Here is a 14,970-nt window from a genome sequence, read left to right as displayed (position 1 = left end):
GTACTGTTTGTTGTACCATTGTTTCACCTCGTTGGTTAAGTGGTTGTTTTAGTTTTGTGAGTCCTATTATCGCTTGCCAACGAGGCTTTTTCAATATCTTTCCACACCAATTTATTTCCAATAGCGATTCTAGGGTCAAGCCAAAGTGGAAATATTCACTTTCAAAACTTGTTTTGTCTTTGCAGTCACTTTAAACCTCTCGCTAATTCTTAAGCCTATCAACCAGATAATATCAGTTTTATCAGTTAGAAGCAGTACCTTGTTTTTTTCAGGCTGAGGAATCTTTTGGTCTATAAGAAAATCTTTTATCTTCTTTTTTCCCTTCATTCCTAATGGCTGAAATGTGTCTCCCTCTTTCCGAGTTCTTATAAAAACAGGTTTTTTAACTTTATCATAATCAAAACTCTCTTGATATGGATTCTGCGTAGAGAATTTGAAATTACTTCTTCTCTTGGAAATTGCGCAGATTAGTTTTACTCCAAACTCAGGAACAATAGTTTCCCCGGGAATCTTAACAGGATAGATTATTCTGCATATATTCTGTGCCTTGCCTCTGCGAATAACTAACTCCCTGCGCAGCCGTTCTACTACTAATCCATTAGGTAGATCTATATGCCCATAAGCTAGATTACTGTTTAGCAGCTTTAATACTTCGTTCCAATGTTGATATGTAATCTGCCTTAGAGTTCCAGGCAGCTCTTTAATCCCATATCTAAGAACTCTTCTCTGAATTGCTAAAGGAAAATCTTCGATTTTTTTAATGCTTAAATGTATACTTTCATCATTTGCATCGCTGAATTCCCCCTTTTTTCCCTGCTTCAAGACAGCCTGGCTATAAAATTTCTTTGTAATCTCTTCTAGATATTCATTGTCTTCTCTTAAAATATCAGCAGTATTAATTAACACCTGCTTTATGTTTTGGTTATAGTTTTCTTCTAAAAGGGGAATTAGTTCTAATCTGACTTTATTCCTGAGAAATTTATTATCAGCATTAGAGGAATCAGTACGCGCACTGATTTTTTTCTCTTTCAGAAACGATTCAATCTCTCTTCTATAAATATTCAGTAATGGACGAATAACTTTTAGATTACCAATATGTCTGACAGGATAAATACCTATTAGCCCCTGTTCTCCTGCTCCTCTTAGCAGTCTCATGAGCACAGTTTCAGCATTGTCATCTGCAGTGTGGCCTAGAGCGATTTTTCTTATATTTAATTTATCTGCTATTTGTTTATAAAATTCATATCTCTGAATTCTGGCAGCTTCTTCCAAGGATAGCTTGTTTGCTTTTGCAAATTTTCTTACATCCTTCTTTCCAATAAAAACAGGGAGTTTCAATTTTTTTGACAACCTTCTCACATATCCAGCATCTTCATCGGATTCATTTCCTCTAAGCATATGATTTAAGTGAACTACATAAAGCTGAAGATTGTAGTTATCCCTGAGTTCCATGAGAAGATACAAAAGAGCTACAGAATCTGGACCTCCAGAAACGCCAACAAGTAAACAGTCTCTCTTGGAAATCATTCTGTAATCCTGAATAGTTTTTAATACCTTTTGTTTAGACATATTCTTCATATTGTTATATTATCATCAAAAAAGCATCTAAAAAAGAAAATAATAGGATGAAAGGAGCGAAATGAAAAATCCAATAATTTTGCACGTCAATTATGTTGAGCAGGGACAGTCCATCCCTGAAATGTGTAAAAAGGCAGTTGAATGGGGGTATGACGGCATCGAGTTCCGGCGCAAACGTTCAAAAGTTGATGAAACATCCGAACAATATCTAAACTCAATTGCTGAAGCTGTCCAAAAGACAGGGCTTAAGCATGTCCTTTTTGGCGGTCCCGGGGCAAATTTCATGTCAGCTGATGATAAAGTGCGGGAAAAGGAAACTGAAGAGTGTATAATCTTTTTTAAGATGGCTAGTGAGCGGTTTAAACTTACTGTTTGTAATACAATGGCTGGACCACTCTCTACAAAAGCTGAACCAAGCTACAAGTACGACAAGCAAGGTTCTGCAATTGCCACTCCTGACCAGTGGAAATGGGCAGCAGAAGGATTTAAAACGCTTGGCGATCTTGCTTCAGAGCTGGGATTTCGATTTGCTTTTGAAACACATATGAATTATATTCACGACATTCCTGAATCCGCAAAAAAACTTGTTGACATGATTGATAGGGAAAGTGTGGGAATTAATCTGGATTACGCAAATATCGCCTGCTTTCCAAAACCTGTTTCACTTTCCGAAACCGTTAACATATGTGCTAACAGACTATATTATGTACATCTAAAAAACATATTTCGTCTTCGAAACACACCGTACAACAGTTTCATAGCCTGTGGTCTTGGAGACGGGATTGTCAATAACCGTGAATTTCTGCGTATTCTTAAGGGAAAAAAATATCAAGGTCCAGTTTGTGTTGAAGCTCCAAGACAAGGCGATCGAGAATTGTTTGCAAAGCAGGACATCGCTTATATTCGAAGGTTGTTAGAAGAATTAGAGTAAGGATAAAAACATTCATTCATAAGACCATACTGCCTACAGCGAAAAATCAAACATTGGTTGCGCAGACCGTTGACAAAATCTCTCAAGGTGCTAGAATTGGCAGACGTTTTTGCGTATATGGAGACGAATATTGAAAGCAAAGATTAAAGAGATAGAAGAAAAGTTCAATTTTGAAATTAAGAACATTTCTCTTCCTGAGCATTTGGAAGAAATAAGAGTAAAATACATCGGAAGGAAAGGGGTTCTCACATCTCTGTTAAAACAAGTTTCAGCATTATCAAATGATGAAAAACCAGTATTTGGCAGATTGTTAAATAATTTAAAAACTAATATAAGTGCTAGGATTAGCGAGGAGCTTGCCAGTATTAACTCAGTAAAAAGAACTGAAGCAAAATTAGACATATCTCTCCCAGGAATCAGTCCTTTAATTGGCACTAAACATCCCCTTACACTTATCACTCAAGAAATCAAAGAGATTTTCTTTGGCTTGGGTTTTGAGACAGTAACAGGTCCTGAAATAGAAACAGAATACTACAATTTTGAAGCGCTTAATACACCGGAAGATCATCCAGCCAGAGATGAACATGATTCATTTTACATAACAGACAAAATCTTACTGCGCACACATACATCCCCGGTTCAGATTCGCGTTATGGAAAAACAAAAACCTCCTGTAAGAGTAATTGCTCCTGGCAGATGCTTCAGAAGAGACGCAACTGATGCTACACACTCTCCAATATTTCATCAAGTGGAAGGATTGGCTGTAGATACAAATATCACGTTTGGAGACTTGAAGGGCGTTCTGGAAGTATTTGCAAGACAGCTATTTGGCAGGCAGACAAAAATCAGATTTAGACCTGACTTTTTCCCTTTTACTGAACCAAGCGCAGAATATGCTTTTTCATGTGTTAATTGCAAAGGCAAAGGGTGCAGAATATGCAAAAATACAGGATGGCTTGAAATAGGAGGCGCGGGTATGGTGGATCCAGAAGTATTCAAAATGGTGCACTACGATGCAGAAAAGTATAGCGGATTTGCATTTGGCATGGGTATTGAGAGAATTGCTATGATAAAATACCACATTCATGATATACGAATGTTTTTTGAAAACGATCTAAGATTTTTAAGACAGTTTTAGCGGAGGCGTAATGAAGGTCCCTTATAATTGGTTGAAGGAATATATAGACATAAAATTATCCCTTGAAGAAATTGCAGAAAAATTAACCATGTCAGGATTGGAAGTTGCTGACATACAAAGGCTGTCAAATCTTAATGAATTTGTATTAGATATAGAAGTTACAGCAAACAGAGGAGACTGTTTAAGCATAATTGGTATAGCAAGAGAGATTGAGACACTGACAAACAAACATGTTAAATATCCTCAGGCACTAAAAAAATGCAGTGCGAATAAAGAAATCGAAAAATTAATAGACGTATCAATAAAGGATACTTCCCTATGCTCCAGGTATGCTGGAAGAATAATTCGCAATGTTAAAATAGAGCCTTCTCCATCATGGCTTGCAAATAGGTTAAAAGCAGTTAATATCCGTCCTATAAATAATATTGTTGATATAACAAACTATGTTTTGATGGAAACAGGGCAGCCTCTTCATGCATTTGATTACAACAAAATATCAGGTAAACAAATTACTATAAGAAGGGCAAGACAAAATGAGTCTATTGTTGCTCTGGATGAGAGCAAAAGACAGCTCTCTCGGGATATGCTGGTTATAGCAGATGAGAAAGCTCCTATTGCCATTGCAGGTATTATGGGAGGCATTGGTTCCGAGATAGATAAGCAAACAACAGATATATTTCTAGAAAGCGCTTGTTTTCATGCCGGGTGCATAAGAAAGACGTCTAAAACATTAGAGTTATCTTCAGAATCATCGTATCGTTTTGAAAGAGGCGTGGATCCAAATGGAGTTGTATCTGCGCTTAATAGAGCGGCCTATCTCATAGAAAAGACCGCACATGGAAAATCAGTAAGAGAGATTGTAGACATCTATCCAAAGAAATTCAATAAGCAAAACATACAACTTAGAATCCAGCAAATAAAACGAATCTTAGGTATTGACATACCTAAAAACAAGTTAAAGTGCATAATACTAAACCTGGGTTTTGAAATCAAACAGGATAGTTTAAATAATATCAGGGTACTGGTTCCTACATATCGGCGGGATATTAGGCGAGAAATAGACCTGATTGAAGAAATTGCCCGCATCTATGGATACAATAACATTGATACAACAATGCCTCGAGGACAAACCAGTTCATGTGGCAAAGGAGAGTTTGAAAAGCAAACAGATGCTCTGAAGAACATACTGTCTTCATGTGGCATGGCCGAGATATACACCTCAAGTTTTACCAACTCAGAAAACCTAGATAAAACGGGGCTGTCTTCTGATGGAGTAAAAATTACTAATCCTCTGGGAGATGACCAAAATATAATGAGAACAAGCCTAATACCTGAGATGCTGAGTGTAATTAAGAGAAACTTAAACAGGTCTCTTTCTGAAATTAAATTATATGAACTTGGGCAGGTATTCTTTGAAAATAATTCTTCATATCATGAAAAAACATACCTATGCTGTGGGATTGTGGGAAACGTTTCTTTCTTTGACATCAAGGGAATATTAGAAACAATCTTGTATAGACTTGGGATTGAAGACCATTGCCTATACTATAAAAAGCACCGAGTATTTACTTCTGATTGCTCAGCAAGCATAGATATCCAGGGACGTAATATAGGCATAATAGGAGAAATTAGCGGTAATGTATTAGAGAAATACAACATTGATGAAAAGGTGTTTCTTCTTGAGATTGGGTTCTCTAATTTATCAAAATACATAAACCTATCCCCTGTTTTTAAAGCAGTTCCCAAATACCCGGCCAGTGAGCGCGACATAGCTTTTACTATTAAAGAAAACGTATCTAATGCTGATATTATGAACATAATGTGGAAAGCTGGTGGAGAGATTGTTGAAGACATAAAACTATTTGATATATATCGCGGCAAACAAATTCTCTCTGAACACAAAAGTATGGCCTATTCAATTTGCTATCGTTCCAATAAGAGAACGCTTACTGATGAGGAAGTAAATCAGGCGCATTCAAGGATAGAGCGTAAGCTTATATCACAATTAGATATTACTTTAAGAAAGTAGGAAAATGCTGGGCGAGAAATTAGAAGTTTTAGATCAAAAAATCCAGGAAAGACTTCAAAAGATACAGGAGATAAAAAGCGAAAGAGATACTCTGAGGGAAAGTGTTAATTCTCTTCAGGTGCAACTTTTTGAGTTGGATAAGAGATATAAGAAATTGGAAGAATCAAGTAAAATATCAGATTATATTAAAGAACAATACAGAATATTTAAGGATGATAGAGTGCTTATTAAGTCCAAAATAAACAAATTATTAAAACAACTAAGGAAATTTTAAGAAATCATGGAATCTATTGGCAAAGTCTTAAAAAAAGCAAGGCTTGAAAAAAAATTAAGGCTTCAAGATGTATATACACAAATAAAAATAAGTCCTTCATACCTTAGAGCATTGGAGAATGACACTGCTGACAGTCTGCCATCCCCGGAATATGCAAGAATATTTTTAAGAGGATATACAAGCTTTCTTGGCTTAGATACAGAAAAACTCTTAACGCAGTATGAGCAATGCTCCAAACCTTCTCAAAGCTATAGAGAAAAAAATCCGGACGGGAAAACAAAAAAGAAGCTATTGTTTCTCTCCGCTGCAGTATTAATTTTAGCATTATTCATAGCAATCATTTCTACAGTTAGACATTTTGTTAATACTGTTGACAGAATTACGCTTGAAGAAACGCGTGATTATTCTGCTCCAGATATAGCTGATTCACCATTAGTAACAGACGATACCAGCCTCATAATTAGTGAGAAAACCATAAATAAAAAACCTGCTTCTGTAAATACTGGCATATCCGATGAAAAAGATATTTTCGCCATAAAAAATCAATCTGCTCTTGATAAATATGTTAAAAGCGAAAGCGAGCTGCTGGAATTAAAATTCACAGCAATAGACAAAACATGGGTTAGAATCCTTGCTGACGGCAAAAAATTATTTGGCGGCACATTACATAAGGGAGATGAAAAAGTATGGTATGCCAAAGAGAAATTCCTTTTCAGGATAGGAAATGCAGGGGGTGTTGTAATAGAGTTGAATGGCAAAAAAATGCCTATCCTTGGTAAAAAAGGAGAGGTTTTTAAAGGGGTTATTGTAACTAAAGAGGGGATAAAAAAACCATAATGAACATGCCGAATAAATTAACATTCATACGTATACTGGCTATTCCATTTCTTATTATTGCCCTGTTGATAAACCATGTTTCTAATGACTTAACCCACATTGCGGTTGGTAAATATCTAGCATTGCTTATCTTTATTCTGGCATCCCTTACTGACTTTTTTGATGGGGTTATTGCTCGCAGGGAAAAGAAGATAACCAATTTTGGCAAATTAATGGACCCTGTTGCTGATAAATTACTTGTAACGTCTGCTCTTATTGTGTTCATTGGCATGGAACTCTTTCCCTCATGGATGGTTGTTATAATAATAAGTAGAGAATTTATCATTACAGGCCTTCGCAATCTGGCAGCTATGAAAGGTATTATAATAACTGCAGGACTACTTGGTAAGCATAAAACTATCTCTCAGATTACAGCTATAATAATAACACTTATTGCTCTTTGCATCAGAGATACTATGATAGTGTTTAATTCATGGGAAAATGTCCTATGGCATGCTAAACCACTGGATATTTGGATGCACTCTCTCCTAACATGGATCATGGGTATTGTAGTGATCTTCTCTGTCATCTCTGGTATTGGGTATATGATTGAGCACAAAGATCTTATTAGAGAAGCTTCTCATCAATGAAAAATTTGATTAGACTAATATCATCTTTTTTCTTTATTGGATATTCGCCATACGCTCCCGGAACTATTGGTAGTTTAGCAGGATTGGGCTTGTATTGGATTCTATCTCGCCATTATTCCTCAGGATTATATTTTCTGATACTTGGTCTATTATTTATTACAGGAATTCTTATTGGTAAAAAAGCAGAAGAAGCATTTGGGAAAAAAGACTGCAGAAAATTTGTACTTGATGAGGTCTTTGGAATTCTCATAGCATTGGCAATGGTACCTTTTTGTCCATTTTATATTATAACAGGCTTCATACTATTCCGTATATTCGACATTCTTAAACCATTTCCTGCTAAGATGGCAGAGAAACTCCCTCATGGCTGGGGAGTAATGCTTGATGATGCAGTTGCAGGAATCTATACCAATCTAACCCTCCAAATAATAGTATTGGGAAACAAATTTATATAACTCAACCCTCTCTTAGAAAAAGAGGGAATAGAAAATGGCAGATTTAATTTGTATTAAAAATTATAATAATAGAATAGAAGCTGAGCTTGCAAAGAGTTTCCTTGAAGACGGCGATATTGAAGCTATTGTTTCTACTGATGATTGTGGCGGTATTTACCCTAGTTTATCACTGGTCACTGGTGGAACGCGATTATTAGTTAAAGAAGAAGATGCCCAAAAAGCACTTGAGATTTTAGAGATTTGATGTTTTGAAATGGTTTTTATCTTGTAAGTTATGAGGACTATGCTATATGCTTAATTTTAGAAAATAAGGGAGAAAATGTTATGAACAATGAAAGTTCCTCGCAGTGGTATGTAAAAGCGCATGATGGTAAAGAGTATGGGCCTGTAGACTTAGAGACCCTTAAGAAATGGATCGCGGAGAAAAGAGTCCAGCCTTTAGATCTTATCAAAGGACCGGGCATGGAGGATTGGGTTGCAGCATCCTCAGTAGGTGAACTTAAAAATGCTTTTCCTACTGTGGAAGGAGAGACTGCTCCGCCTGTAGAGCCTCAAGAAACTACACAGACAAAAGAGCTCATGGGAATTGGAGAACTACTGAAAATAAGCTGGTCAGTAATAAAGAACAATATAGCAACTCTTCTCGGAATCGTTGCCCTTTATCTGGTAGTTGCAACTGGAATGGGATATTTATCAGTTATTTTTAGAGCATTAACATTCCCCGTAACAATTATCATCTCACTGATTACTGCCATAGGATTAATTTTTGCAATAAATAATATTCTTGAAGGCAGTCCTGCAGATATTAAAGAATCCTACAAAACAGGTTTCAAGAAATTCTTCCCATATTTGTGGGTAAGTGCTCTCGTATTCATGGCAGTAGCTGGAGGACTTTTACTATTAATTATCCCTGGAATTATATTTGCTGTATGGTTCTCTCTCGCTGGTTATGTGCGCATAATTGAAGGAATTGGAGGTATCGCTGCTCTAAAAAGGAGTAAACAGCTTGTAAAAGGCAATTGGTGGTATGTGCTTGGTGCGCCGCTTGTATGCGGAATCGTATATGGAATATGTATATATGTACCATTTGGTATTCTGTTTGCCATATTAAAATTTGGCTTGAAACTTTCTTATAGACTTTGTACTCCACTTTTACAAATACCAGCAGGTTTAGTAATGATAACCTCCTCAGCGGTTTATGTTCTGATGTTTAGAGACCTGAGAGATATTAAAGGATAGAATAGGAATGAGGAAATTTAAACCAAGTTTTATCTTATTATTGCTATTTATTACTTTAATATGCCCATATCATCAATTTTTACATGCTGAAGACGGGGATGTCTATGTTATCCCTGTTCATGGGATAATTGATCTGGGACTTGCAAGCTTTGTTAAACGTTCAGTTCAGGAAGCAGAAAAAGCAGGTGCTAAGGCAGTAATTCTGGATATTGAGACATACGGAGGCAGGGTTGATGCAGCCGTAGATATAAAAGACTCTCTCTCGAATCTCAAGATGCTTACTATCGCGTATGTGAATCCAAGAGCAATATCCGCAGGGGCGCTTATTGCATTATCTTGTAAACATATAATTGTTGCCCCTGGCAGTATGATAGGCGCAGCCTCTCCTGTTAAAATTGGTTTTGCTGGTATGAGTCAGGAAAAAACAGGTGAGAAAGAAATATCCTTTGTGCGCTCAGCATTCAGAGCAGCAGCGGAACAGAACAATCATTCCACAGAATTAGCAGAGGCAATGGTTGATCAGGACATTGAAGTTAAGAAGATAATACAAAAAGGTAAATTACTTACACTCACAGGTTCTGAAGCTGTAAAGATAGGTCTTGCAAAAAACGAGGCAAAGTCCATTAAAGAGATATTGAGGTTATTTAATCTGGATAAATTTAGTATCAAAAAAACTCGTACTAACTGGGCAGAACATGTTGTCAGATTTCTAACACATCCTATTGTGAGCTCATTACTTTTAACACTTGGATTCTTAGGACTACTGTTTGAAATAAAAACGCCTGGATGGGGAGTTGGGGGAACTATAAGCGTAGTATTTTTGGTATTGTTTTTCTGGGGCCATTATATTGTGGGACTTGCAAATATTATGGATATAGTTCTATTCATTATAGGGGTTGTGCTGTTATTTACTGAATTATTTATAACACCTGGATTTGGATTTGTTGGCTCAGGCGGACTGCTCTGTATTCTGGCAGGAATATATCTCGCGCTTGTAAAACAGCCCATACCCAAATTCTCCTGGGAATTTAATTTATTAAACAATGCTCTTTATACAATCAGTGGTGCAATTTTAGCCTCAGGAACAGTATTTGCTCTGCTGTTAAAATATCTTCCCAAGAGTAAAGGATTATGGAGTCAGCTTGCTCTGTCTGCCTCAGAAAAACAGAAAAACGGATTTAACGCTTCATCTACTGAGATGCATACTCTGGTTGGAAAGAGAGGGGTTGCTCATACAAACCTCAGACCGGCAGGCAAGGCAATGATAGACGATAAACTATGGAGCGTAATGACTGACGGAGATTTTATTGAAGAAGGAGCCGAGATTGTTGTTGAGAAGGTTGAGGGAAACAGAATCTTAGTAAAAACTTGGAGGCAGGCTGACTAAATGTGGACTATAATTCTTTTGTTCATTGCAGGAATAACATTTATCTTTATTGAGATATTTGTTCCAGGAGGGATATTTGGCCTTGGCGGATGTCTGGCAATATGTGGAAGTATATTCCTATGCTTTAAAAATTATCCCTCATTAGGCTTTTATGCTTTGATTCTGGAACTGGTTTTTGCAGGAATAGCAATAATACTTGCGTTAAAGTTTTTGCCAAAGACAAAGTTCGGACAATATGTTATTCTCTCTAAAAAAGAGAGTAAAAATGAAGGATTCGTCTCTCATGACAACTTGGAGGATATAAAAGATAAGGAAGGAATTGCTCTGACCCTCTTGAGACCTGCGGGAAAGGCTGAAATCAATGGAAAGAAATTTGATGTCGTAACGGAAGGAGGATATGTACAGAAAAATGAAAAAGTAAAGGTGGTGATGGTCAGCGGGAAGAAAATTGTTGTAAGAAAAATCTAAAATCAATAACCGAAAAGGAGAAAAAGAGATGAAAGTATTAATGTTTATACTCATAGCGGTAGCTGTTTTGCTTGTAATAACTATTGCCAAATTCTTTAGCTTATGGCTTAGAGCAATGGTATCAGGTGCGCCGGTAAGTATGATAAAACTTGTTATTATGAGACTTAGAGGAGTTCCAGCCAGCATTATAGTGAATACCAGAATTATGGCTGTAAAAGCAGGCCTGGATATATCCTCGGATGAGCTTGAAGCGCATTATCTGGCTTCAGACGGTCAGCCAATAATGGGAAAACCTGCAAGCGGTACATACCATGTGGAAAGTGTTGTCAAGGCCTTAATATCAGCCAGTAAGGCAGAAATAGCGCTTGATTTCAAAAAGGCAACTGCAATTGACCTTGCAGGCAGGAATGTTCTTGAAGCTGTACAGACAAGTGTAATGCCAAAGGTAATTGACTGCCCTGATCCTAGTAAGGGAGCTTCAACTGTAGCGGCAGTAGCAATGGACGGAATTCAGTTAAGAGCAAAAGCCAGAGTTACTGTAAAGACCAATATCCAGCAACTTGTTGGAGGAGCAACTGAAGAGACGATTATTGCACGTGTTGGAGAAGGAATTGTAACTACCATTGGTTCTGCACAAACACATAAAAAAGTGCTGGAAAATCCGGATATGATATCTAAAAAGGTATTGGAGAAAGGGCTTGATTCAGGTACTGCATTTGAAATACTCTCAATAGATATTGCGGATGTTGATGTAGGAGATAATATTGGAGCAATACTTCAGACAAAACAGGCTGAGGCAGATAAACAGATAGCTCAGGCTAAGGCAGAAAGCCGCCGTGCTATGGCTGTTGCTTTGGAACAGGAGATGAAAGCTAAAGTTGTGGAAATGAGAGCAAAGGTTACAGAAGCTGAAGCAGAAGTACCAAAAGCAATGGCAGACGCTTTCAGAAAGGGAAATCTTGGTATTATGGACTACTACAAGATGAAGAATATTCAGGCAGATACCGGGATGAGAGATTCGATCGCAGACGGTACAAAGGAAACAAAATCCAAAAAAGAATAAGGTGATAACATGGGCTCAATAATCAAGATACTATTCTTTGTAATATTCTTTGGCGTTTGGGTTATAAAGATAGCAAGGAAATTCTCTGAGATGAAAAATACCCAGAGCCGCACATCTTATAGCCCTCAAAGAAAGCCCGCTGAGGAAACTCATCAAGCACCAAAAGAGCCTGTTTATGAGGCAAATCAGGACGCAGTTAGAGGATTTCTCAAGGAACTCAATCTTGTAAAAGAAGAGGAATCTCAGGAATCCATTAATAGGCTGTTTGAACAGGCACCTGAAGAGGACTATCTTCAACCTGAATTTGTTGAAGATAATATAGAAGAAATCCATGAAGAAGAATTTAAAAAGCCTGTTGAGGAGAAAGTAGAAAAAGTTCCTGCGGTTAATTTTGAAGACAATTTCTGGGAATCAGAAGAGGAGATATCTGCATTATCATTGGGGATATCTGACGCTAGAACAGGCATTATAATGTCTGAAATTCTCAGAAAACCGATTGCACTTAGATAAATCCCGGTAAAGCAGGTGGTGGGCCCACAAGGATTTGAACCTTGGACCAACGGATTATGAGTCCGGCGCTCTAACCAGGCTGAGCTATGGGCCCTGTTCAGTTTAAAACAGAACAGTGTGTATTATACAAAATTTTATATTGATGGCAAGAAATTTTCTGATTCCTAAACAACCATAAGCTTGCCTGTTGCTTCAGCGATAAGCAAGTCTGACTCATCCTGTATTTTTGCTTTTGCAAATACAATCCTATGAGTTTTTTTCAGAAGTTCGCCTGTTAGAACATACTTCTTGCCTACATAAGCCGGATTTTTAAATCTCACATTGATTTCAGCTGTAAGACAATTAATTCCGAGTTCAAAAGCCAGCTTCCCCATTGCCTCATCCAGAAGCATGCTTATAATACCGCCATGTACTATGTTTGTATAACCTTGAAGAGAACTGCGAGGGACAAACTCTGCCTGAATCTTATTATCTGAAACCTTGAAATCAATCTTTAATCCGTCGGAGTTTTTCTTGCCGCATACAAAACACTTATGATTATCCTCAAGCTTCATAATTTTGTCCCTCCAAATTTTACACTTTAGAACTTATTCTGATATAATACAGTTTATTTGAAAGATATTAAAATGAAAATTGAAGTAGCAAACCATTCTGGGTTCTGTTTTGGTGTAAAAAGAGCTATTAAAATAGTTGAACAGACCCTTAAGAAAGAAAAGAATATTTACTGCATGGGCCCAATAATTCATAACCCGCAGGTAGTAAAGAATCTCATGGCTAGAGGGCTAAAAATAGTTAAAGATATTTCAATCATAAAAGAAGGGATTTTAGTCATCCCTGCACATGGACTTGAACCAGAACTGATTAAAAAAGCCTATAAAAAAGGTCTGAAAATTATTGACGCTACATGTCCGTTAGTCAGGAAAGCGCAGAAATATGCTGAACAGCTAAAGAAAGATAAATACCATATCGTCATTATAGGAGACAAAAATCATGCTGAAACAAAAGGCATCGTAGGTTTCTGTGGAACCAACTTTCAGGTTGTTGAGGACAAATTTGAAATTGATATTAAAAGACTCGAGAGGGAGAAAAAAATCGGTATAGTTTCACAGACAACCCAGGGGATATGGAACCTTAGACAGATATCCTTAGCTGTGCTTCCCTACTCTAATGAATTAAGAATATACAATACAATATGTGAAACCACCATAATAAAACAAAACGCTGCCAAGAAGCTGGCAAAACGCTCTGATGTGATGATAGTGATTGGGGGCTATAACAGTGCAAACACAAAACGATTAGTTGAAGTCAGCAAAGAAACAGGTGTAACAACCTATCATATAGAGACAGCCCATGATATAAACTTTATATGGCTGCAGGACAAGGAGAAGATTGGAATAAGCGCTGGAGCATCAACATCACCTGAGAGCATAAAGGAAGTAGTCACTATTATACAAAACAAATCATAGTTTTATGAAGAATTTACTGGATATTCAAAATCTAAAGACATATTTTTACATGGAAGAACAGATTCTTAAAGCTGTTGATGATGTAAGCTTTTCTATTCGGGCCAAAGAGATTGTAGCGATTGTTGGTGAGAGTGGATGCGGCAAGAGTACAACTGCTCTCTCAATACTAAAGCTCATCTCTCCCCCAGGAAAGATTGTAGGAGGAAAGATAAACTTCAATGATACAGATCTTCTGGAATTAGGGAATAAGCAGTTGAGAAAAATAAGAGGCAATAACATATCCATGATATTTCAAGAACCTCTCTCATGCCTTAATCCAACTCTTACTATTGGAAATCAAATTCTGGAAGCTATCTTCACACACAAATCTACTCCGAAAGCTCAGGCATACAGAGACACAATTGATATCTTAAAAACTGTCGGGCTCCCGGATCAGCAAAGAATATTTAATACATACCCGCATCAACTCAGCGGAGGTATGCAGCAGAGAGTAATGATTGCTATGGCTCTAATTACAAAGCCACAGCTCCTGATCGCAGACGAACCAACAACTGCTCTGGATGTTACTATTCAGGCACAAATACTTTCCCTGCTAAAAACTCTGCAGAGGAAACTCAATATGTCAATTTTATTAATAACTCATGATTTGAGCATAGTGGCTCAAGTTGCCCAGCGAGTTGTAGTAATGTATGGAGGAGAAATTGTAGAAGAGGCAGATGTAAAACAAATTTTTGCCTGCCCTCTACATCCTTATACAGAAGCTCTTCTAAAGTCTGTGCCAAACTTAAAAAAAGAAAAAGGTAAACTGGAAGTTATTCCGGGCTCTGTGCCAAATCCGGCTGAATTTCCCACAGGATGCAGGTTTCATCCAAGATGCAGAGAAGCTGATAGAATATGCAAAAAAGCCAAACCCGGATTGTTTGAAGTTGAGAAACAACATTTTGTTAGATGTTTGAAGAGATAAAG

Annotated in this window: 17 protein-coding genes and 1 tRNA gene; 15 read left to right on the top strand and 3 right to left on the bottom strand. The window is 37.2% G+C overall.

The annotated features are described in order from the left end of the window. Positions 1 to 135 precede the first annotated feature (135 nt). Positions 136 to 1,569: a tRNA lysidine(34) synthetase TilS gene (tilS, locus tag KKC91_08625; protein MBU0478616.1), complete on the bottom strand. Its 1,434-nt coding sequence runs from the start codon at positions 1,567 to 1,569 to the stop codon at positions 136 to 138. A gap of 70 nt (positions 1,570 to 1,639) precedes the next feature. On the opposite strand from tilS, the gene KKC91_08620 reads away from it, so the two are divergent. The 13 genes from KKC91_08620 to KKC91_08560 all read left to right on the top strand — a co-directional run bounded on the left by KKC91_08620 (position 1,640) and on the right by KKC91_08560 (position 12,538). Then, entirely contained in the window at positions 1,640 to 2,509 is an 870-nt protein-coding gene (locus KKC91_08620) for a sugar phosphate isomerase/epimerase (protein ID MBU0478615.1), read from the top strand. 130 nt (positions 2,510 to 2,639) lie between these two features. Then, positions 2,640 to 3,647, top strand: a complete 1,008-nt coding sequence (pheS, locus tag KKC91_08615) for a phenylalanine--tRNA ligase subunit alpha (GenBank protein MBU0478614.1) — start codon at positions 2,640 to 2,642, stop codon at positions 3,645 to 3,647. Between the two features lie 10 nt (positions 3,648 to 3,657). Then, the gene (gene pheT / locus KKC91_08610) at positions 3,658 to 5,676 is read left to right on the top strand and encodes a phenylalanine--tRNA ligase subunit beta (GenBank protein ID MBU0478613.1); all 2,019 of its coding nucleotides are present in this window, start codon (positions 3,658 to 3,660) and stop codon (positions 5,674 to 5,676) included. A gap of 4 nt (positions 5,677 to 5,680) precedes the next feature. Next, positions 5,681 to 5,950, top strand: coding sequence for a hypothetical protein (locus KKC91_08605; protein MBU0478612.1), 270 nt, complete (start codon positions 5,681 to 5,683; stop codon positions 5,948 to 5,950). Positions 5,951 to 5,956: 6 nt separating this feature from the next. Further along, positions 5,957 to 6,787, top strand: a complete 831-nt coding sequence (locus KKC91_08600) for a DUF4115 domain-containing protein (GenBank protein MBU0478611.1) — start codon at positions 5,957 to 5,959, stop codon at positions 6,785 to 6,787. Continuing rightward, entirely contained in the window at positions 6,787 to 7,416 is a 630-nt protein-coding gene (gene pgsA, locus KKC91_08595) for a CDP-diacylglycerol--glycerol-3-phosphate 3-phosphatidyltransferase (GenBank protein ID MBU0478610.1), read from the top strand. The genes KKC91_08600 and pgsA overlap by 1 nt, the downstream gene beginning before the upstream one ends. Further along, positions 7,413 to 7,871, top strand: coding sequence for a phosphatidylglycerophosphatase A (locus KKC91_08590; GenBank protein ID MBU0478609.1), 459 nt, complete (start codon positions 7,413 to 7,415; stop codon positions 7,869 to 7,871). The genes pgsA and KKC91_08590 overlap by 4 nt, the downstream gene beginning before the upstream one ends. Positions 7,872 to 7,905: 34 nt before the next feature. Beyond that, entirely contained in the window at positions 7,906 to 8,115 is a 210-nt protein-coding gene (locus tag KKC91_08585) for a DUF2007 domain-containing protein (GenBank protein ID MBU0478608.1), read from the top strand. An 80-nt stretch (positions 8,116 to 8,195) separates the two neighbouring features. Further along, positions 8,196 to 9,110 carry a DUF4339 domain-containing protein gene (locus KKC91_08580; protein ID MBU0478607.1) on the top strand — a complete coding sequence of 305 codons (915 nt, stop codon included), beginning with the start codon at positions 8,196 to 8,198 and terminating at the stop codon, positions 9,108 to 9,110. Positions 9,111 to 9,117: 7 nt separating this feature from the next. Continuing rightward, on the top strand, positions 9,118 to 10,497 hold the full coding sequence (locus tag KKC91_08575; GenBank protein ID MBU0478606.1) for a nodulation protein NfeD: 1,380 nt from the start codon (positions 9,118 to 9,120) through the stop codon (positions 10,495 to 10,497). Beyond that, entirely contained in the window at positions 10,498 to 10,965 is a 468-nt protein-coding gene (locus tag KKC91_08570) for a hypothetical protein (GenBank protein ID MBU0478605.1), read from the top strand. Positions 10,966 to 11,005: 40 nt separating this feature from the next. Then, a complete protein-coding gene (gene floA / locus KKC91_08565; protein MBU0478604.1) occupies positions 11,006 to 12,028 on the top strand; it encodes a flotillin-like protein FloA in 1,023 nt (340 codons plus the stop codon). 9 nt (positions 12,029 to 12,037) lie between these two features. Next, on the top strand, positions 12,038 to 12,538 hold the full coding sequence (locus tag KKC91_08560) for a hypothetical protein (GenBank protein MBU0478603.1): 501 nt from the start codon (positions 12,038 to 12,040) through the stop codon (positions 12,536 to 12,538). Positions 12,539 to 12,554: 16 nt separating this feature from the next. On the opposite strand, the gene KKC91_08555 is transcribed toward KKC91_08560, so the two are convergent. Next, positions 12,555 to 12,632: transfer RNA gene (locus tag KKC91_08555), tRNA-Ile, on the bottom strand. Positions 12,633 to 12,702: 70 nt separating this feature from the next. Continuing rightward, on the bottom strand, positions 12,703 to 13,092 hold the full coding sequence (locus KKC91_08550) for a PaaI family thioesterase (GenBank protein MBU0478602.1): 390 nt from the start codon (positions 13,090 to 13,092) through the stop codon (positions 12,703 to 12,705). Positions 13,093 to 13,149: 57 nt separating this feature from the next. Between KKC91_08550 and ispH the strand changes: the two genes are divergently transcribed. Next, a complete protein-coding gene (gene ispH / locus KKC91_08545) occupies positions 13,150 to 14,004 on the top strand; it encodes a 4-hydroxy-3-methylbut-2-enyl diphosphate reductase (GenBank protein MBU0478601.1) in 855 nt (284 codons plus the stop codon). Between the two features lie 4 nt (positions 14,005 to 14,008). Continuing rightward, positions 14,009 to 14,968, top strand: a complete 960-nt coding sequence (locus KKC91_08540) for an ABC transporter ATP-binding protein (GenBank protein MBU0478600.1) — start codon at positions 14,009 to 14,011, stop codon at positions 14,966 to 14,968. Positions 14,969 to 14,970 lie beyond the last annotated feature (2 nt).

It is taken from the genome of bacterium (assembly GCA_018812485.1).
In the GTDB taxonomy this organism is placed as follows: Bacteria; JAHJDO01; JAHJDO01; order JAHJDO01; family JAHJDO01; genus JAHJDO01.
The sequence above is the reverse complement of the archived record's forward strand: the minus strand, read 5'-3'. Positions and strand labels throughout refer to the sequence as shown.